Annotated in this window: 20 protein-coding genes and 1 pseudogene; 4 read left to right on the top strand and 17 right to left on the bottom strand. The window is 33.1% G+C overall.

What is annotated here, in order from left to right; all coding sequences use genetic code 11:
• The first annotated feature begins 236 nt into the window (after positions 1 to 236).
• Positions 237 to 1,001, top strand: a complete 765-nt coding sequence (locus tag Q9B79_RS04760) for a DUF1836 domain-containing protein (protein ID WP_000447235.1) — start codon at positions 237 to 239, stop codon at positions 999 to 1,001.
• Positions 1,002 to 1,181: 180 nt separating this feature from the next.
• On the opposite strand, the gene Q9B79_RS04755 is transcribed toward Q9B79_RS04760, so the two are convergent.
• From Q9B79_RS04755 to Q9B79_RS04745, 3 genes are all read right to left on the bottom strand, one after another.
• On the bottom strand, positions 1,182 to 2,018 hold the full coding sequence (locus Q9B79_RS04755; protein WP_306182821.1) for a metallophosphoesterase family protein: 837 nt from the start codon (positions 2,016 to 2,018) through the stop codon (positions 1,182 to 1,184).
• A 65-nt stretch (positions 2,019 to 2,083) separates the two neighbouring features.
• Positions 2,084 to 2,581: a GNAT family N-acetyltransferase gene (locus Q9B79_RS04750; protein ID WP_306182820.1), complete on the bottom strand. Its 498-nt coding sequence runs from the start codon at positions 2,579 to 2,581 to the stop codon at positions 2,084 to 2,086.
• 35 nt (positions 2,582 to 2,616) lie between these two features.
• Positions 2,617 to 3,729 carry an HD domain-containing protein gene (locus Q9B79_RS04745; RefSeq protein ID WP_306182819.1) on the bottom strand — a complete coding sequence of 371 codons (1,113 nt, stop codon included), beginning with the start codon at positions 3,727 to 3,729 and terminating at the stop codon, positions 2,617 to 2,619.
• A gap of 277 nt (positions 3,730 to 4,006) precedes the next feature.
• On the opposite strand from Q9B79_RS04745, the gene uptA reads away from it, so the two are divergent.
• Positions 4,007 to 4,612, top strand: coding sequence for an undecaprenyl phosphate transporter UptA (gene uptA, locus Q9B79_RS04740; RefSeq protein ID WP_000254816.1), 606 nt, complete (start codon positions 4,007 to 4,009; stop codon positions 4,610 to 4,612).
• Between the two features lie 38 nt (positions 4,613 to 4,650).
• Here uptA and Q9B79_RS04735 read toward each other — a convergent pair whose 3' ends face one another.
• Positions 4,651 to 5,139, bottom strand: a complete 489-nt coding sequence (locus tag Q9B79_RS04735) for a DinB family protein (RefSeq protein WP_306182818.1) — start codon at positions 5,137 to 5,139, stop codon at positions 4,651 to 4,653.
• 140 nt (positions 5,140 to 5,279) lie between these two features.
• On the opposite strand from Q9B79_RS04735, the gene Q9B79_RS04730 reads away from it, so the two are divergent.
• Positions 5,280 to 5,504, top strand: coding sequence for a hypothetical protein (locus tag Q9B79_RS04730; RefSeq protein WP_000558703.1), 225 nt, complete (start codon positions 5,280 to 5,282; stop codon positions 5,502 to 5,504).
• A 39-nt stretch (positions 5,505 to 5,543) separates the two neighbouring features.
• On the opposite strand, the gene dltD is transcribed toward Q9B79_RS04730, so the two are convergent.
• From dltD to Q9B79_RS04670, 12 genes are all read right to left on the bottom strand, one after another.
• Positions 5,544 to 6,725, bottom strand: a complete 1,182-nt coding sequence (gene dltD / locus Q9B79_RS04725; protein WP_306182817.1) for a D-alanyl-lipoteichoic acid biosynthesis protein DltD — start codon at positions 6,723 to 6,725, stop codon at positions 5,544 to 5,546.
• 268 nt (positions 6,726 to 6,993) lie between these two features.
• Complete coding sequence (locus tag Q9B79_RS04720; RefSeq protein WP_306182816.1) at positions 6,994 to 7,521, bottom strand: GNAT family N-acetyltransferase; 528 nt, start codon at positions 7,519 to 7,521, stop codon at positions 6,994 to 6,996.
• Positions 7,522 to 7,640: 119 nt separating this feature from the next.
• Positions 7,641 to 9,263 (bottom strand): peptide ABC transporter substrate-binding protein, encoded by a 1,623-nt coding sequence (locus Q9B79_RS04715; RefSeq protein WP_306182815.1) that lies wholly within the window; start codon positions 9,261 to 9,263, stop codon positions 7,641 to 7,643.
• A 20-nt stretch (positions 9,264 to 9,283) separates the two neighbouring features.
• Positions 9,284 to 10,285, bottom strand: a complete 1,002-nt coding sequence (locus Q9B79_RS04710; protein ID WP_306182814.1) for a C40 family peptidase — start codon at positions 10,283 to 10,285, stop codon at positions 9,284 to 9,286.
• Positions 10,286 to 10,324: 39 nt separating this feature from the next.
• Positions 10,325 to 11,386, bottom strand: coding sequence for a dipeptide epimerase (locus Q9B79_RS04705; RefSeq protein WP_306182813.1), 1,062 nt, complete (start codon positions 11,384 to 11,386; stop codon positions 10,325 to 10,327).
• A gap of 141 nt (positions 11,387 to 11,527) precedes the next feature.
• Positions 11,528 to 11,854: a DUF3870 domain-containing protein gene (locus Q9B79_RS04700; protein ID WP_000271329.1), complete on the bottom strand. Its 327-nt coding sequence runs from the start codon at positions 11,852 to 11,854 to the stop codon at positions 11,528 to 11,530.
• A gap of 259 nt (positions 11,855 to 12,113) precedes the next feature.
• Positions 12,114 to 12,470 carry an FtsB family cell division protein gene (locus Q9B79_RS04695; RefSeq protein WP_306182812.1) on the bottom strand — a complete coding sequence of 119 codons (357 nt, stop codon included), beginning with the start codon at positions 12,468 to 12,470 and terminating at the stop codon, positions 12,114 to 12,116.
• 543 nt (positions 12,471 to 13,013) lie between these two features.
• Positions 13,014 to 13,604: a DJ-1/PfpI family protein gene (locus tag Q9B79_RS04690; protein WP_306182811.1), complete on the bottom strand. Its 591-nt coding sequence runs from the start codon at positions 13,602 to 13,604 to the stop codon at positions 13,014 to 13,016.
• Positions 13,601 to 14,092 (bottom strand): ankyrin repeat domain-containing protein, encoded by a 492-nt coding sequence (locus Q9B79_RS04685; protein WP_306182810.1) that lies wholly within the window; start codon positions 14,090 to 14,092, stop codon positions 13,601 to 13,603. Before Q9B79_RS04685 ends, Q9B79_RS04690 begins: the two co-directional genes overlap by 4 nt.
• Positions 14,093 to 14,482: 390 nt before the next feature.
• Positions 14,483 to 14,713 carry a hypothetical protein gene (locus Q9B79_RS04680; protein ID WP_000789033.1) on the bottom strand — a complete coding sequence of 77 codons (231 nt, stop codon included), beginning with the start codon at positions 14,711 to 14,713 and terminating at the stop codon, positions 14,483 to 14,485.
• 268 nt (positions 14,714 to 14,981) lie between these two features.
• On the bottom strand, positions 14,982 to 15,245 hold the full coding sequence (locus Q9B79_RS04675) for a hypothetical protein (protein WP_306182809.1): 264 nt from the start codon (positions 15,243 to 15,245) through the stop codon (positions 14,982 to 14,984).
• Positions 15,246 to 15,446: 201 nt separating this feature from the next.
• Entirely contained in the window at positions 15,447 to 16,211 is a 765-nt protein-coding gene (locus tag Q9B79_RS04670) for a class I SAM-dependent methyltransferase (protein WP_306182808.1), read from the bottom strand.
• A gap of 423 nt (positions 16,212 to 16,634) precedes the next feature.
• Here Q9B79_RS04670 and Q9B79_RS04665 point away from each other — a divergent pair.
• Positions 16,635 to 16,838, top strand: a pseudogene (locus Q9B79_RS04665) (hypothetical protein); the annotation flags it as partial.
• 62 nt (positions 16,839 to 16,900) lie between these two features.
• Here Q9B79_RS04665 and Q9B79_RS04660 read toward each other — a convergent pair.
• Positions 16,901 to 18,697, bottom strand: coding sequence for a Xaa-Pro dipeptidyl-peptidase (locus Q9B79_RS04660; RefSeq protein WP_306182807.1), 1,797 nt, complete (start codon positions 18,695 to 18,697; stop codon positions 16,901 to 16,903).
• Between the last annotated feature and the right edge of the window lie 79 nt (positions 18,698 to 18,776).

Genomic DNA, 18,776 nt, shown 5'->3' with positions numbered 1-18,776 from the left:
ATAGATATATGTGAAATCTACCTTTCTAGTAAATTTAGAATGATAGATTTATTTTTAAGAACATTTAAAGGTTCTTATGAACTTATTATATGAACTTTTGTCGGAATATGCAAGTGTTATTTACTTCCGACAGTTTGGTGACAAAGGAAAAATTAAGCAAAACAGAATTGACTTTAAATGAAACAAAACATATTATAGGTTCATAAGAACTTTTTATTATTTATGGAGGTGAAAAGATGGAAACATTTCATCTCACACGAAACGAAATGGCTACCCTTCTTCTATCATTAAGAGGATGGAATACGAAAAAGCCTCTCGGTATTTTACAAGAAGCTTGGGCAAAGTCACATAAAAAAGATATTGAAAGCGGACAAAGCGTAACTGCTTTTATTACGACCGCACTTTCACCTATTTTTGAAAAACTAATTAAGATTGAAGATACGGACGTTGGTTTTTCATTGAATGAAATCGTTGCGCTTGGAAATCAAATTGAAAATACAAGTTTCTCAGTAACGGCCATGCAGAACTGGGTGAAACGAGATATAAAAGAAATGATTGGCTCTCCTCAAAAAGGAAAAAAATACTCAATTGAACAAGCAGCCTTACTATTCATTGTTGAAGATTTAAAAACAGCACTTGATTTTGAATCCATTCGTAAGCTATTACGCCTTATCGTAAATGACCCAGCCGATCGAAGTGATGACTTAATCAATCCTGTTCATTTATATGGAGCATACTCTTCTCTATTTGAAGAACTCAATCAAGGGAATTGCTTACAATTAAATGCAACAGATACAATCCATACAATTGAAAACATCGTAAAAGAAAGAGCTGATAAAATTGCAAGCAAGTTCGATCAGGTTAATAACGAGCAACGCGAAGCAATTCGTAACGCCATTATTATCGCCACACTTTCTGTACATACCGCATATGTACAAATGTTAGCGAAACGTTACGTAACAGCAACTTTATTTTTACAAAATTTAGATGTGAAACCATAAAAAAACAAGCATCCCCCTACCTTATATGTAAAACTGGGAGATGCTTGTTTTTTAAATCGATATAAGATGCAAAAATCGTTTGCATATAAGTTTCATTTTACAATGGCTCTTGATTATGTAATTATCATTACTAATCTATAATTCATTCAACAATTTTCATTTCGTGCTATTAAATTCCTATTAGATTTTCTCGATAAACTTAATTACATCATCGTTGTAATTGTATTTATCATTAATTTCTCGCAATAATTCAATATCGTGAGTATGAGTTTTTCCTGTCTCGAGCAATTCGCGATATAAATCAATATAAGGAAGATTTTTACTAATAGCGTTTTTTAATTCCTTTTCTACATCATAAGAAACTTTTTTAAATCTCACCTCCGCAATCCCTGCCTCATCAATCTCAAGAATCGCATACTGAGCACGTAAGTCAGAGTTTAGCTTATTCCACTTGTAAAAAGGTTGTCCAACTGTTCCTGGGTTAATAATTAATTGATCATTGCTACTATAGCGTAACAATTGATGATGGGTATGAGCGTAAATCGCGATATCATATTCACGATCAAATAACCGATCAAACTGTTCCTGATTATTAGTGGGCCACAAATCTCCTCCGTAATTTTTATTTTGTAGATTATGACTAATACTGATTGATAAATCATTAACCTGTTTTGTTATCTGTAATGGTAAATTTTTAATATGCTTAATATAGTTTTTATCCAAGTTTTCACATTGATACTGAACTAATCTAGAAACATAAATATCAGTTGCGTTATCAATATCAATTTTTTTATTAAGAACGTCAAGAAAGCTATCTTCCCAGTTTCCTTGTACATAAGTATCAACGTTAATACTTTCTAACATTTCAAATAAATCATTCGATCCAGGACCAGGCATAATTAAATCTCCTAAAAACCAATAATCAGTCACATCTTCTTTCATAGAATCTTCGATAACTGCTTTTAAAGCAGTTGCATTTCCATGTACATCTGCCAGTAATGCAATTTTATGTTTCATTTATTTTATTCACTCTCCCTAATTCACGCTATATTCAGAATTAAATACACGTGCTTTTTTTCTTTCTAAACCGTGTCCTCTTTCTTAACTCTAAGCATTTCGTACACTTCCACTTGATTCTCTACATACGATTTTACTTTTTCAAATCCAGCTTTCTCATAACAACGAATCGCCCTCTTGTTATCTTCCCTAACTTGCAATAGAACTGCTTCTATATCAGGGTCTAAAAATGATTTACTAATAAAATACTTTGTACTCTCCGTTCCAAGCCCTTTTGAATATAAATTCGAAACGCCAATGAGAATAGAGTATTCCATCACATATATATCATCATATTTCGTCTTTTTTAATCCAACTCTACCTATTACTTCATCCTTCACTACTATTACATGATAACTTGCATGAGACTGCGATAATTTTTCGGCCCAGTACTGACGAAGCTCTTCGATTGTATATCGCTTAAATGGTTTTATATCCGCTATGTTATGTAATTCTTCATCGTTATACCATTCTAATATAACTGGTAAATCATCCATTTCTAAAAGGCGTTCTTTCCAATCCACATTTCCACCTCGTCCATTTTATGTTTTCAAACCAATTAAATTGAATATGCATATACTTTTTTAGGTAACCTTACTATCTCTCGAATAAAAGGGGATTTTTCTACAATATCCTCTAGCTGCCCCTCACTATAGACGTAAATACCACCTACATATGAACTGTACGCCTTTTTCTCAGTTATTATTGCTAAATTATTATTCTCCCTCTTAAAATCACCCTCCAGCCCTTTTTGAAATGATAAACTTTTAGCACCTGAAAAATAAAGCTGAATTAACGCCACTAATTGTTTGTCCTCTGATTTTGCCAAGCACTGAATTTCATGTGAAATCATTACATCTTGTAACGGAAGAAAGTCCTCTACTAATAAATCTTCTTTATGAAAGAAATTTTGTAATTCAGGAGTATAGAACTTAAGATTTTTCTCCATTACCTTTCGAAAAATGGATTGCAACAATAAATCTTTTCCTATTACAAACGGATGACCAAAGCCATTATTATAAAGTCCTTCTTTCATTTTCATTAGTTGTTCGATCAAAGGGATTCCCGATTCTTCAATGACAAGTTTACCGTTTATAAAACGCATACTAGCTATCAGTTCTTCTATCTGTAATCCACCTATCTCAAGCGATGAATAATATAAATCCCTATTCCAAAAATCTAATTGATCCATTCCTAATGAATTAAACAAGAGCTCATCTATAATTGGAAAAACTCCATCTTCTGTTAAAGCTTTCGTTACATCATCTAATAATCCGGCGGTCTGATTTAAAATCGTTCGTATTTCTTCATCCTCTTGAATGATTCGTATAGTCCACTCACCATGATCTTCACCTGATATTTGTTGAAAACAATGCGAATATGGGCCATGGCCGACATCGTGTAGGAGTGCTACAACAGATAATAATTCCCTCTCATATTCTGATAAATGAATATCACCAATATCCGTAAGATGTTCTATCACTTTATTTACAAGTACATATACACCTATTGAATGTTCTTTCCTCGTATGTACTGCGTTTTCGTATAAATAATATGTATGTCCCTGCTGTTTAATATAAGCCAACCTTTGAAATGCTTTTGTATCTATCAATCGAAGGATATGTCTATCACAAATAGTAATTGTTCCATAAATCGGATCATTAAATTGCATGTATTCTCCTCCTGTTTTTATAAATTAAAAACCCATATAATTATACTTAATCTTCAGTTTACTTTCATTAATATATGAGAAATTTTTAATAAACTTTTCATTATCTCTTCATGAAAATTGAACTTATATGCTTTACTATAAATACTTATAAAGGACATAAAAGAATTGAAATAGCAATCCCCTATATAAATAAGGTATAATCTACATATAGTGAACCTTTTACATTGTTAAATAAAGGGGCATATATTCAAAAATACATAAACTAGAAGGTGCAACAATGGTAAGTAGTTTTATTCATTCAGTATTAACGTTTTTTGAAGGATTAGGTTATTGGGGCATTATGCTTGGACTTATGATTGAGATTATCCCAAGTGAGATTGTCCTTGCTTATGCGGGGTACTTAGTATTCAATGGTAGTATCTCATTTTTAGGCGCAGTTGTATTTGGTACGATTGGCGGTGTTATTGCTCAAATCTTTATTTATTGGATTGGACGATACGGTGGACGCCCTATTTTAGAACGTTACGGAAAATATATTTTTATTCATAAAAAACAAATAGACGCTGCTGAAGATTGGTTTAATCGTTACGGGACTGGCGTGATTTTCACAGCGCGCTTCATTCCAGTAGTACGTCATGCGATTTCAATTCCTGCTGGTATTACAAAAATGTCATTCCTACGTTTCACTACGTTAACAGCACTCGCAATCATCCCTTGGTCTATCATTTTCATTTATTTAGGTGAAAAACTAGGTGAGAATTGGGAGAATATTAATGATATTGCTGGACCATATGTGAAATCATTCGCAATTGGTGGCGTCATACTTATTGTTTTATACTTCGTTATAAAAAAATGGACAAAAAAGCGTAAAAATCTTGCGTAAAAATATAAATAAAAACCGCTATACATTTATTACGAATGTTAGCGGTTTTTATTATAGGCTTGATTTTGTATTAGAAATTGCATTATTTCTTCTTTGTGCTTTAAGTCATGTTGAATGAGTGATGAAAAGTAATGATTTAATTTCACTTTTTTAGTGCCAAATTGGTAGTCATTATAAAAATATTGGGTGGGAATTCGCCCAATTCCATCCACTAACTGTTTACGAGTAACACTAAATTGATTTAATAGTTCTTCTTTTGAAATACCAGATCTTGCATATTTAATTGCTCCCTTATTCATACCCTCAACATCTATTGGAACATTTGGTACAGATTGTCTCCTTATAAAATATGGAACTCTATCCTGTATTAAAAACACATCCCAAACGATAAAATGTGAAATCACATCCGCAATTGCCCATGAACCTTCTCTTAATGCCTGAAACCATATATCATCAGGTACTCGCTGTAATATTTGACACCATTCTATTACATGTAATTTTTCTTCCAAAATATTCTCTTTCCTCATTATTTCTTCCTTTCTCGCACTTATAATTCATTCATCTTAATATCTTCTAGAAATTGTATAAAAAGCCTTCATAATTATGTGGATAAGCTACAATTCACTCATTCATTTCGTATATTATCTCAAAAAGGAGTGATTCCCCTATGCATTGGCAACAAAAAATACAATACTTAATCGGACGCCCTATCGGTATTTCCTTCATTAATGGCCAAGGAACCTCTGGTGTATTATGTTCAGCACATGATGGTCAATTGTATGTATATGAATACCTTTATCAAGCGCAGTTCGCAATGAAACATTATGATTTTAGACAAATTCAAGATATACATGCCTTTCCGAATTGCCCACATCAAAATCCTCTATACTAAAAAAAGGAACAGCTTATAGCCGTTCCTTTTTCTCCACACTTATTTTTCAGAATAAAAGTTTTGCACTGCTTCATCAAAGTAAATCCAGCCTTTCCACCCTAAATGAATTGTATCTTTTAAGAAATACTTATCATATTCATGGCCAGAGAAATCGACTACTGGATACCCTGCTTTCTCAACTTGTTCCCGAACTTTTTTATAATATACTTCACGGCGTTCTTTAGGGAAGCCAGCATAATCATACCATGGTCCGTTTACAGGTACAGAAATAAAGAGCGGCTTGACATTTTTCTCTTTAAAAATATTTAAAACAATTTGTAAGTCATCATATTCTGGTGATTCTTCATACGATTCATTTGCTCTAAAATTTTTTAAACCTTTTAATTTTTTCTTTAAATTATGTTTATAGTAATACGGATTTTCAATTCCGAATGTGTTTGTAGTAGATTCCGCTTTCCCTTCTTCTTCCGCATGTTTACGTGCATCTACCCAAGAAATTGAACGTAATCCCACATTTGTTTTTTCTTTCATCGGCTCAATCTTAAATATAGAGTTAAATAAATCTCTATGATCTAAAATATTTCGATGCATATAAGCAAGTGGTTTAACTAAACCCGCTTTTATATTATGTTTCGTATCATTATATACAATACCTTCTAATGAGTTTTTTAATATATCATCTTCTTGAACAACTTTATAATCTAATAGTCGTTTCGCAATTTGCTTCTTCATTTCTACATTTATTTTATTATTAAAAATAAAATGATATGCTTGTTGTTTAGAGAAATTGTTCGTAAAATCCCCCTGTGAAACCCCAGTCTTTGTAAACCATTGTGGCGATAAAACAAAGACTACTTTTTTACCTTCTAACTCATCCATAGTAGACGTCATATTTAATATATGAGCTAAACTTTGTGTACCACCAATTCCGATTAAATATGGCGTAAAGCCTGCAGGATTCACTTTGAAGTAATTTGATGGATGATATGCATCCATTCGTAAAAATTCAGATGAACCATACATCGGTAAATACTGCGAATTCTCTAACATTTTTTGCTGTAAGAAAACGCTTTGTAGTTTTTCTTTTTGTAAGGAAGTTGCCGCATCTTCTACCTTCTTATCACTAATAAGTGATACTAAACTTTTCGATGGGATTAATATGATAATGAAAAAAAGCACACATGCTAAAATTATCGGACCAAAAGCATGCTTCATTTTCATCGTCTCTTCCTCTTTCTATTGCTATTAAATTGTAACCCTTGTTTTTGACACGCCATCATTTCTCTCCTTTTTCTCTATACATGTTCCATTCTATTTATCTATTATATACATGTATGTATTTCTATCTTTGTTCTATTAAGTCCTATACAAATAGCGCAAGAAAATGTTTCCATAGAAACATGTTAATTATACAAGATTCTACATAAATTTCACACTGGAAATTTAGCAATAATTTTATTATTAAGACATGAAAAAACATATAAAATGTCTATAATTCATCTGGAGCTATATTAAATTCAAAATAAGATAAGGTACGTCCACTATAATCAATATCATGAGTATATGTGAAACCTAACTTTCGTAAAAGATTTTTCGAATTGTCATTTGCTATTTTCACCCTAGCAATTATTCTTTTTACACCCATCGTCTCTTTTGCATATTGAATAGAAGCCCCTGCTGCTTCTGATGCATATCCATTTCCCCAATAGTCTGGATCAAGTAGATACATAATCTCTATTTCATCAGTTTCATCCACTTTTCTTAAACCACAATGTCCTAAAAGCTTTCCTGTTTCACTATTAAATAACAACCATACACCAAAATTATACTGTTCCCAATGTAATATAAGATTCCTGATATAATCATTTGCTTCTTCTTTTGACATTCCTCTTGATTTAGCAAGCCATTTGCCAACAGCTTCTTTCTTTAATATGTTATAAAATTGATCAACATATTCTATACTTGGTTTCCTCATGAACAATCTTTTTGTACATATTACTTCCTTTTCTTCAAACATAAACATCATTCCCATCCAAACGTTTTATATAGACTAGTAAATTATACCACGAACTATTTTTCTAACTTTAAATAAGAAAAACAGACTATCACACATGTGAAGTCTGTTTCTCCATACTTTTATTTTTGTACATCCGCCCATTTTAAACTTGTTGCCGGGCCGAATTGATGTACATATAAATCTTTCACATATGGCTTTTGTAAGTATGATAACCCGCGCTGGAATACCGGTGCTATTACTGCATCATCTAGCAGCATTTTTTCCGCATCTTGCATTGCTTTCCAACGAGTTTTTTCATCATTACCTAATTCTGTTTTAATCTTCTTAATTAACGCGTCATATTCCGGATTTGCATATTCTGTGTTGTTCACACTGCTTCCAGAAAGAAATACTTCTAAGTAAGTCATTGGATCTGGATAATCCGGTAACCAGCGTGATAGTGACATTTCATATTCTTTCTTCTTCTCTAACGCTAGTTTTTGCGTATGCGGTTGTAATTTTACATTTACCTTTAAGCCTGGTAAGTTTTTCTCTAGCTCTTCTTTAATGTATTCTCCTACTTTTTTGAAGTTTTCTAAGTCATAGTTTAATAACTCAAGTGTCACTTCTTTTGTACCTGTTTCTTGCTTTGCCTTTTCCCAATATTCTTTCGCCTGTTTTACATCCGTCTTATTAAACTCACCTGCCGTACTTCTAAAATCTTTTTTATCTGGACCTTTTAAAAATCCTTTTGGTACGTAATAGTTCGCCGCAACTGAACCATCATTTAAAAACGAAGTTGCAAGTCCTTTCTTATCAAACACTGTACTAAGCGCAAGACGTGCATTTTTATTTTTAAGAATCGGTACATTTTCATTGAATCGGAAGAAATACATAACCGGATCAGTATATTGTTTAAGCTCTTTATTATTTTTATATTTATCGACGAATTCTGTAGAAATGACAGCTCTATCAACCTTATCTGTTTCATATAAATTTACCGTAGTTGAAATTTCTTTAACAATTTGATAGTTTACTTCATCTAGCTTCACTTCTTTTTTATCCCAATACTTATCGTTTTTCTTCATTGTAAAGCTTGCTTCATGCTTCCACTCCGATAATGTAAATGGCCCGTTATATACCGCTTTATTTGCTTCTAATCCGTATTTATCACCTTGTTCTTTCGCATATTTTTCGTTAATCGGATAGAAAGATGGTAAAATTAGTAATTTCGTAAAATACGGTACAGGATGTTCTAGTTCTACAACGAATGTTTTATCATCCTTCGCTTTCACTCCTAATTCCTCTAACCCTAGTTGTTTCTTATTTATTTTCTCTGCATTTTTCACATCGTACGCAATGTATGCATATTGAGAAGCTGTATCCGGATTAATAAGCTGCTTCCAAGCGTATACGTAATCTTGTGCTGTTACTGGGTCTCCGTTAGACCATTTCGCATCACGCAAGTGGAATGTATATGTTTTCCCATCTTGACTCACTTCATATTTTTGTGCTCCAGCTTCAATCACTTCATCATTTTTCGATAAGCGAAATAATCCTTCCATTACATTATTTAAAACGTTAAACGATACCGCATCTGTTACTTTCCCTGAATTTAAAGACGGAATTTCACCTGTTTCTAGTAACTGTAATACTTTTTTCTCATCTTTTGGCTTTGTCGTTGTTTTGTCTTTTGCGCAACCAACTAAAAATGAAGAAGCTAATAAAGTACTAACTAATGAGTAACGAATAACTTTTTTCATTTGAAAACCCCCTCTACTTTTTAAGGTAAGTAACGTCGAGCACCAGCGTATTCTTCTATATATCCTGGTGTATTTAGCGGTATAATCTCTACCGATCTTTCAGCTCTCGGTGAGTGAATCATATTTCCATCACCAATATACATAGCAACATGGTGAACACTACCTTTCCCTTGATCATGTGCAAAGAAGATTAAATCTCCTTTTTGCAAATTCTCTTTATCAACCGCAACTCCATTTCTCGATTGCGGACCTGAATCCCTCGGAATTGTAATACCGTGTGATTTATATATCGTATGTGTAAATCCAGAGCAATCAAATCCAAAGCCACTTGTACCAGCCCATATATAAGGTAATCCTAAAAACATTTTTCCTGTGTTTATTAAATCATCGGCCGCCGGAGTTGGAATATCATTTTGCGAACGGTAAACCGTGCCATCATTTTTTCGTAGCCAAGCTTTCTGTCCATTTGGTAACAACACGCGATATGAAATTGTATCTTCACTTAGTAGCGGCAGTCGCGTATTATAGCTCACTTCAAGTGATTTATGTTTTTCAGAAGGATTTATATATAAAATGGCTGTGGGTCTTGTTACTAATACGAAAGATTCATTTGTTTTATCAGCAAATTCTTGATTATATGTTAACTGTTTTTCGGGCATCCATCCTGGGTAGCCCTCTTCATTTCGAGGTGTCGGCTGACCATGGACTAGCACTTTCACCCAATCTCCTTTTTTATCCACAACTGTTACTTCTTGACCTAATAGCGCTTGTGTTTCTAATTTATTTGCATTTGTTAACCAAAGTTTCTCATCAAGCGTCATTGATTTCGTCCACTTCCACAAATCAACTGGATTTGTAGCACTCGGTGCGTCAATTGGCCGTAATGAATCAGGTGCAGTCCAAAGTGTTGCGGCAGATACATCGATAAACGCCTTACTATCTTTCTTCTCTTCAGCATGTGCTGATGTAAACGATGAAAATATAAATAAAGTTGTTAAAAATGCAGTTCCTACTTTTTTCATACATATCCCCCTTAAAAGATAGTTTACTAGTCTTTTCTCCTAAGATTTACTATTCACTGTTGATTGAAGGTTTACCTTTGACCCAGAATAAGTCATTCCTTCTGGTTCTTCCATTAACCAAAGCGGTGCATCGAGATCGAAGTAATGAATATTAGGATGAGCAGCTGCTAAATGGGCTACAGCACTAACAGAAAGTGAGGATTCCATCATACTTCCAACCATGCATTTTACACCAGCTGTTTCAGCGATATCGGCAATACGCCACGCTTCACGTATACCACCACATTTCATTAATTTAATATTAATTAAGTCTGCATATCCTCCTTGAACGATTTTCAATGCATCACTTGCTGAAAATATACTTTCATCTGCCATAATGGGCGTTTGTACATGATCTTTGACGTACTTTAACCCATCCCAATCTTTCGCATGCACAGGTTGTTCAATAAATTCAATATTTAAATTGCGATTTTCCATCTCTTTAATGATCGTAACTGCTTCTTTTGGATTCCACCCTTGATTTGCATCTAATCGTAACGTCGTATTTTTTGGTACGCTATTTCGAATCGCTTCAATACGTTCTAAATCTAAAGGAGCAGATTTCCCCACTTTAATTTTTAAAGTTTGAAATCCTTTTTCTACATGTTGCTTTGCCTCTTTCGCCATAATAAAAGGCTCATCTACACTAACGGTAATATCTGTATAAATTTCTTTCTTCCCACCTAATAAAGCATAAAGTGGGACATTTTGATATTGGCAATACACATCATATAAAGCGATATCTACCGCCGCTTTTGCACTTGAATTTCCAATACAACTCATTTGAATGTGCTGTAGTAACTGCTGAAATTGAATAATATCTTGACCGATTAAACAGGAACGCATTGACCCTAAAATGGCTTCTTCAATCCCACTTGCGAAATCACCTGTAATAACTGGTGTTGCGGCTGCAGCACCCTTACCAACAATCCCTTCATCTGTATGAATATATACATCTATACTTTCTATTTCGGTTACGGTACGAAGCGCTGTTTTAAACGGTGTGTGAAGTTTTACATGTCTACGATTTACTTTTAAATCTGTAATTTTCATATTATTCATCCTTTCGTTGTCTAACAAAGTGGAACCTTAATTCCTAATTTTTGGAGCAATAAATCTCCCCTTTCACTTATTTTCCACGTAGAAGGTTAATGTGAAATAAAAAAATCCAGCCATAAGAAGATTCTTACGGCTGGATTTTGTCTAGGAATGGGTAGACAAAGCAGCGATTTGATTATATTTTTTCTGCGCATCTTTTAACGCTACAAGTAGTGCTTTTTGAGATGAACCGAAATAACGATCTTTTATTTCCATTACTAACGTTGGATCATTAATATTTTTATGTAGAAACAAATATTTAACAAATTGAGATGTTAATGCAATTGTCGCTGAGCAATCTGCATCTACAATTTCCCCAGTTTCCTTAACAAGCACAAACGCTACAAAATAGCTTTTAAACTTTTCAGTAATGGGATTATTTTGAGGTGCTTTCGCATCCCCTACGACATAAATTGTATTTGAAGCATACACAGCTATCTTCCTTTCTAATACGGGATAACGGTTTTCTTAATAGTCGTATGAGTGATTAACTCAACGTTGATTAAAAAATGTATCCGCTTACCTTGTATTATAATACAATTGACAGAATTTTAACAACATTTATTTTCGTATATATTCCATAAGTATAAAAACAGCTCAAACTCTTCATTTTTACAATATGTAATTGATTCTTGTACCATGCTATTCATACATAAAAAAACAGTTAGCTATCGCTAACTGCTCAATTACACTACTTCGGCAACACAAATATAGTTTCATTTGACTTAGAAAATTGATATTCTTTTCTCGCAAACTTCAAAATTTCTTCCTCATCGTCTGTTAAATTTTCTATATTTGTCCTTAAAGACGCCTCATTTTTCTTTAAAGAAATCAATTGTTTTTTTTGATTCGTTATTGTATCTTTTTTTTCTACGATTATTTCTTGTTGTTTCGTTAAAATAAATTGAACGTACAAAGTAGCCGCCGCAATAAATATAAACATGAATATAAATCGCCTTAGTTTTTTCTTATTAACTGCTCGATTCTCATTAAACTGTGATAGTTCTTCTTGTATATTAGGAACATTTATTCGCTTGAGTTTCCTCATTATGAAATCCCCCTAACACATATATTTTCACTACCCTCGGCATGATCTCTTACTAACTTTAATTCTATTCTTATAAAATAAGCTCCTTCACAAAAATATCTCACAAATTAACCAATTAAAGATAGCATTCGACGACATTTCCATATTTACATTGAATTTTTTTATGTATGCTGCCATAAAATAGTAGTTTCTGTTATTCTTTTTCTACTATTGTAGAAGAGTTTTTTTCAGACAAAATATCTCCTTGTAATAACATGCTTACAAGGAGAAAAAAGATAAAGTGAAACTTTAATCCGTGGGGGGGCTTCATCCCCACGGATTATTAGTTGAACCAATCGGGCTTTTATGGGCAGTTGATCCCTCACCTAACTTCTTTACTTTCTCTTAATTTTGAGTTGAGGTTCTTACTGCCCATTAATGCGGGATAAATTGTCGTATATTCGATATAACTGGAATTACTGGTTTAGAACTAAGATTTTGAGCATACATCACCTGTTAAGAAACTTAGTTAAATAAAAAAAGCCCAAACTGGGCTTTTTTATTTTACAAATCAATATCATATTCCATGCTTTTTGCCGTATCCTCAGCAATCTCCACACCTAACAAATTTTTCACAATATGAAATGACATGTTAATACCAGCTGAAATACCTGCAGATGTAATAATGTGCCCTTCATCTACAAATTTCACATTCTCCATTACTTCTACATTCGGAAAATCTTTTTTGAGCGTTTGAATACTAGCCCAATGCGTTGTTGCTTTTAAGCCATCCAGTAGACCGGCTTTCGCAAGTAATAATGCACCCGTACAAACTGAAGTCATTAGTTTTACTTCTGTCATTTGCTGACGAACCCAATTTATTATAGTATCATTTTTCACTTCGTTTTCCCGAGCACCTTTACCACCTGGAATGATTAGAATATCAACTGTTGGTAAATCCTCAATACTATAATCCGGCTTTACCTTTAATCCGTTTCTTGCTGTAATCATTTCTCCATTTTGGCTTACTGTATAAACAGTAAATGGTTTTTCTTTATCCACTTCGGTTACAGAAAAAACTTCAAATGGTCCTGCAAAATCTAACACTTCTACATCATTAAATAAAAATATGCCTACACTCCATTTATTTATCATACGTTCACTTCCTGTTTTAAATGGTGTAAAAGGTGATCATACCCTTTTTCTAAAGCAATATCATACGCTGTTTTTCCATCATTTTTCTTAATCGCTTTATTAGCTCCATTTTCAAGAAGTAACATAACTATTTCTTCACTTCCTAATAATGCTGCTTCATGTAACCCTGTCCAACCACCACTTTGTATAGCATTTACATCTGATCCTTTTTCAATTAAGAAAGCAACAAGCTCACTTTGTTTATTCGCGATTGCCGCTTGCAAAGATATATTTTCATTTTCGTTTTTTGCTCTACTATGTATATCTGCTCCACTTTCTAAAAGAAAACTTGCTATCTCTTTTTGTCCAAAATAAGCCGATAAGTGAAGTAGAGTCCAGCCATCGTCATTAAATTCGTTAACAGCATTTGGATTCGTCTTTATAAATTCCACCACTTCTGCCTTATTGTCACTCATAACAGCTTGTACTATTGATTGTAAAATCCCCATAATAATCTCCCATCTTTCAAATATTTAAGCATACTCTTCTATATGTTCTATTGATTAATATATTTTCCTGTCAACACGTTAGTTTACATAATAATATTATCTATCTTTTGTTTTAAAATAGTAAGGACTATGATTTAATTTCAATATACCAAATAATATTATTCCAATAAAAAAAACAATCCATTTTTAAAATGAATTGTTTTTTTATTTCTTTTTTGTGCAGTTTATTCTATTTTTCTATTTTCAATAACAACAAAATTATCATTAACAAAAATGAAATTCAAATATTTAAGTACGAATTACGGTGAGTTTTTCATTTGAAAACTAAAATTTCATTTATCCTTGCATTTGAAAAACGCGAATGTGAAACCTCTAAAATCAACAGTCTTATCATACCAATCTATAACAATTCTGTCTTCTTCCCTTACCTGTTTCCTTTAACACATACGATTTTAATACGAGCGACGTTAATGAATCCGTTAATGTTTTATATGATAAATTAGATAATGCTAATAGATCGTTCGTATATAACATTCTATGCTTCTCTAATAATAATAGTACTAATCGTTCAGACGGTTTTAATGCCTCATCACTTTCTAGTATAAAGTCGATATTTTTCATTTCTCTAATTACTACTCCTTATATAAAAAAATACTTACATAGCGAATTTAATATAAAAATAATACACAACAAAATTTGAAGTATATTAAAATAACATCATTTTAAAACACTATTATACTATAACATAGAAAAAGCATTTCCCGAAATAGGAAATGCTTTTTCTATGTTACTTATAGGTTTCTTCCAAACTAACATTTAAAAACGTTTAGTCATTCATGCGCTTTACATGAATGACTAAACGTTTTCCAATTTCTTCTCAATTAACTCCTTAAATATTTCTTGCAATATGCGGCTTACTGTAATGACTTGTACCACCACCGCCTACTACTACTTTACCGCCTTTTTCGAAAATTAATAATTTACTTGAACCATCTGCAAGAAGTACTGTTACTTCGGCATTGTTACTTGTTGCTACATAAATTACATAGCCACTTTTTGATATACATGTTTCCCAATTTACATCAAATTCTGATCTTACTACACGATTGGAATACACTTGATTTTCAATTCTGTCTTGTTCTACGTTTTCCAAATTTATCACCTACTTCTCTAAAATATCATTTATAGAAAAATAACAGTTCCATTTAAAATAGTGACTGCCTTTAATATAAGTAGCATATGTAATTAGTAGAAGGATGCTTGGACAATGAAAACGTAATAATATGTAAGTCATACACAATTGAAACAAGGCAATCTATATTGTATTGATTGCCTTGTTTTCATTGATAGTTCTTTATTTTTCGCTTCGTACTGCTTCAAAAGTAAACATTTGGTTTGCATTTGACGGTTCTTTTTCATAAACATAGTCAGCAGAGCAGGTAATATTAGAGAAACCTATACTTTCTAACAGAAGTTTAAACTCTTCTATTCCATACCAGCGTATCGCAAAGCGTTGTAGTTCTGTTTGTACTAACTGTCCTTTACTCCATTTTTCATATTTTAAATATGATAGAGTAACTTGGTTCAGCCAATCTATTTCAATTGATTTATTTTCTAATGTAATTCCATCTCCGCTCGGCAAAGAAAAAGTCGATGTATGAATTTCCCCAGTCTTCCAGTCATGCGGAAGCATAATATCTACGATTAATCGCCCGCCTGGATTAAGATGTTCATAAAAACATTTCAATGCGTTTATCGAATCCGTATGATTTTCAATTAAACAAAAAGATCCAGTAGGAATGATAATTGCCTCGTATTTATGTGGCAATGAAAATTGTTGTAAGCTTCCTTCATATAAATTAGGATGTAAGTTTCTCTCTTTACATCGCACGCGGCACGATTCTAGCATTTCAGGTGAATAGTCTATCCCATCTACTTTAAATCCAGCCTCTAGAAGTGGGATAATGACACGCCCTGACCCAACCGCTGCTTCGAGAATTCTTCCTCTACAATTTTTTAAACGTTCTTTGTAATACTCAATATCACCATTTAAAGAATAGCCGACAGGCTTTGTGTAATCATAAAGTTCCGTACAAAGTGTACCATAAAAACTAAACATTTATTTTCTCCTCCGTTTTTTACGTACGGAAGATTTTTATTCAACTAATCTTCCTGTACCTTTATTTTTAATAAAAATTCGAAAGAGCTGACTGTCATAATATATCACTCGCTTCCCATAAAATATAATTATATTTTATAATATTTCATTAAAAATTAACATATGAAAATTCAGACTTTTACCGAAAGGAGAATGTGATGAATTCATTAATTGGATTTATTTTTCTTCTTATATCTTTTAATACACTCGTTTTCTTAATAGCAAAGCAGTATAAAGTGAAACTTTAATCAGTGGGGGTTTTGTTCATCCCCACTGATTATTAGTTGAACCAATCGGACGTTTACGGACAGTTGATCTCCCACCTAACTTCTTTGCTCCAACTGAATTTTGAGGCGGGAGTTTTACTGTCCGTTAACGCGGGATAAACGAATATGGAAAATAGCTAGTGGCATTTTCATACTTTCTTCTCCCGTTGTTTTCTTTGCCACTTTGTACGTTATTGGTGAAAAAGTAGGAGATGGATTCGCTGGAGGCTTTGCTGGCCTTACCTTTAGTGGTCTATTAATTATGAATGCCATTTTTTTATTTATTATAAGCATTTTTGTATCTTCCAATAGAAAATCATAATAAACTCCCCTTTTCAAAATATAAAGAGCTTACTTTGCAGTAAGCTCTTTATTCATAATTATTTATTTTACAATCGGCAATGTTACTTCACTTAATTTTACTGTAAAGTTCGTGCCCGCTTTCGGCCTAATTGTATAATCATAATCACTAGCAATTAAAACGACCCCAATTTGATGCCCCGCTTTAAATATATAATCATCTGGCTGCATGTCCCATGTAAATGTATAATCTTTACCTGGTTTAAGTGCTGTTGAATCTTTTATACTATTTAAGTTTTGTGGGTCCATCCAGCCTCTCGTTACGATTTCCGGCTTCGTTCCTCCGTAATCAACAAGTAAAGCAGTTAAATTTGATACAGGACGATCAATATTTCCTGTAATTGAAATCTTTGGTGTACCGCTTATACGTGTATCTTTTTGCAGTACAGGCATTGTATACACTAAACGATTGGCTACTTCGAGTTCTGGGTTTGCTATTAATTGATTTGATTTCATTTTTGCATCATCTACGAATGAGAAAACTTTATTTGCAGAGCCCATACTTAATGGCAAATTAACTGCTTTGTTACTTAAATACATACGAACTTTGGATGGCACCGCTGATGGATCCGGCCAGTTTTTTAATTTTTCCCACGTTTTATTTTCACGTTGCACATCAACCATTGGTTCATTCATAATTCCATTTTCAATTCCATACAACCAATAATCGAGCCATTTATTTTGTGTTCTTTGCCAGTCATTCGTTGATGTTCCACCATGTCCACCTTGATGTAACCACATTTTACGAGGAACATTATTTTCTCCAAGTGCATCCCACCATTGCGCGAACTGCTTCGTCTTTACATTCCAATCATTTAAACCATGAACAAGAAATACGCTTGCTTTTACATTTTTAGCATCTTTTACATAATTACGTTTATCCCAAAAATTATTATAATTACCAGTTTTCCGGTCTTGTCCAGCTGTTAGCTCTTTTATTACTTGTCCGCAAACTTCAGGATTTTCTCTTGTTAGTACTGCTTCTGCCATATTATCTGTATCTTCTCCTTGGTATCCACCTGGCGCAATGACTGCACCGTTTGCACGATAATAATCATACCAACTACTTATCGCTGCGATTGGTATAATTGTTTTTAAACCTTCAACGCCAGTCGTCGCAACTGCATTCGGTAACGTACCATTATAAGAAACACCTGTCATACCTACATTTCCTGTAGACCAATCAGCCTTAACTTCCTCACCATTTTCTGTATATGCTTTCGCACGTCCATTCACCCAATCAATAACAGATTTCGTCCCTAATATTTCTTGTTCGTCTCCAGTAGTCGGACATCCCTCTGATTTTCCAGTTCCAATACTTTCACCTAAAATAACTGCATAACCTCTTGGTACATAATAATTTCCGTATGAACCGAGATTAACAGCTCCATACGGTTTGCCTTCATACGCATACAATTCTTCATCTACATTATATACAGGAACATCTTTTAAACCCGCTCGATATGGGCTCATTTCATATATAACGGGAACTTTCACATTAGGATCTGTTTTGGGGCGCATAACTTTTACTGACACTCTGTCTTTTTTACCATCTCGATCACTATCAACTTCCGTCTCTACAAATAGATTTTCGATGATTGCTTCATCAAGCGAGTAAATCGGTTTTGTCATCCCGTTTTCTAATTCGATCTTCGTATTGGATTGTAACCCTTCAGAAACTTTCCCATTTAACTTCACATCATTCTCTTTTATGTAGTTTGTTTCTTTATTGTCTGCATACACAGTCATACTAGAAACTCCCGATGTAACTGATAAAGATAAGATTGTTGATAATGTAATTGCTATTTTCTTTTTCCCCATATTCTTTCCTCCCCATATATGTCTCCTTTTACTATACAATAAAATTACTGAAAATTCAGTTTATATTTTGTGCAACCAC

Origin of the sequence: Bacillus sp. MHSD_36, assembly GCF_030757775.1 — a bacterium.
GTDB lineage: Bacteria > Bacillota > Bacilli > Bacillales > Bacillaceae_G > Bacillus_A.
Note: the sequence above shows the minus strand (reverse complement) of the source record. Positions and strands in the feature narration are given on the sequence as shown.

Coding starts and splice junctions, on each gene's coding strand:
- uptA (WP_000254816.1), top strand. CDS start 4,007: ATGGTAAGTAGTTTTATTCATTCAGTATTAACGTTTTTTGAAGGATTA.
- Q9B79_RS04735 (WP_306182818.1), bottom strand. CDS start 5,139: ATGAGGAAAGAGAATATTTTGGAAGAAAAATTACATGTAATAGAATGG.
- Q9B79_RS04730 (WP_000558703.1), top strand. CDS start 5,280: ATGCATTGGCAACAAAAAATACAATACTTAATCGGACGCCCTATCGGT.
- Q9B79_RS04705 (WP_306182813.1), bottom strand. CDS start 11,386: ATGAATAATATGAAAATTACAGATTTAAAAGTAAATCGTAGACATGTA.
- Q9B79_RS04685 (WP_306182810.1), bottom strand. CDS start 14,092: ATGGGGATTTTACAATCAATAGTACAAGCTGTTATGAGTGACAATAAG.
- Q9B79_RS04670 (WP_306182808.1), bottom strand. CDS start 16,211: ATGTTTAGTTTTTATGGTACACTTTGTACGGAACTTTATGATTACACA.
- Q9B79_RS04745 (WP_306182819.1), bottom strand. CDS start 3,729: ATGCAATTTAATGATCCGATTTATGGAACAATTACTATTTGTGATAGA.
- Q9B79_RS04760 (WP_000447235.1), top strand. CDS start 237: ATGGAAACATTTCATCTCACACGAAACGAAATGGCTACCCTTCTTCTA.
- Q9B79_RS04695 (WP_306182812.1), bottom strand. CDS start 12,470: ATGAGGAAACTCAAGCGAATAAATGTTCCTAATATACAAGAAGAACTA.
- Q9B79_RS04660 (WP_306182807.1), bottom strand. CDS start 18,697: ATGGGGAAAAAGAAAATAGCAATTACATTATCAACAATCTTATCTTTA.
- Q9B79_RS04720 (WP_306182816.1), bottom strand. CDS start 7,521: ATGTTTGAAGAAAAGGAAGTAATATGTACAAAAAGATTGTTCATGAGG.
- Q9B79_RS04710 (WP_306182814.1), bottom strand. CDS start 10,285: ATGAAAAAAGTAGGAACTGCATTTTTAACAACTTTATTTATATTTTCA.
- Q9B79_RS04680 (WP_000789033.1), bottom strand. CDS start 14,713: ATGAAAAATATCGACTTTATACTAGAAAGTGATGAGGCATTAAAACCG.
- Q9B79_RS04690 (WP_306182811.1), bottom strand. CDS start 13,604: ATGATAAATAAATGGAGTGTAGGCATATTTTTATTTAATGATGTAGAA.
- dltD (WP_306182817.1), bottom strand. CDS start 6,725: ATGAAAATGAAGCATGCTTTTGGTCCGATAATTTTAGCATGTGTGCTT.
- Q9B79_RS04755 (WP_306182821.1), bottom strand. CDS start 2,018: ATGAAACATAAAATTGCATTACTGGCAGATGTACATGGAAATGCAACT.
- Q9B79_RS04715 (WP_306182815.1), bottom strand. CDS start 9,263: ATGAAAAAAGTTATTCGTTACTCATTAGTTAGTACTTTATTAGCTTCT.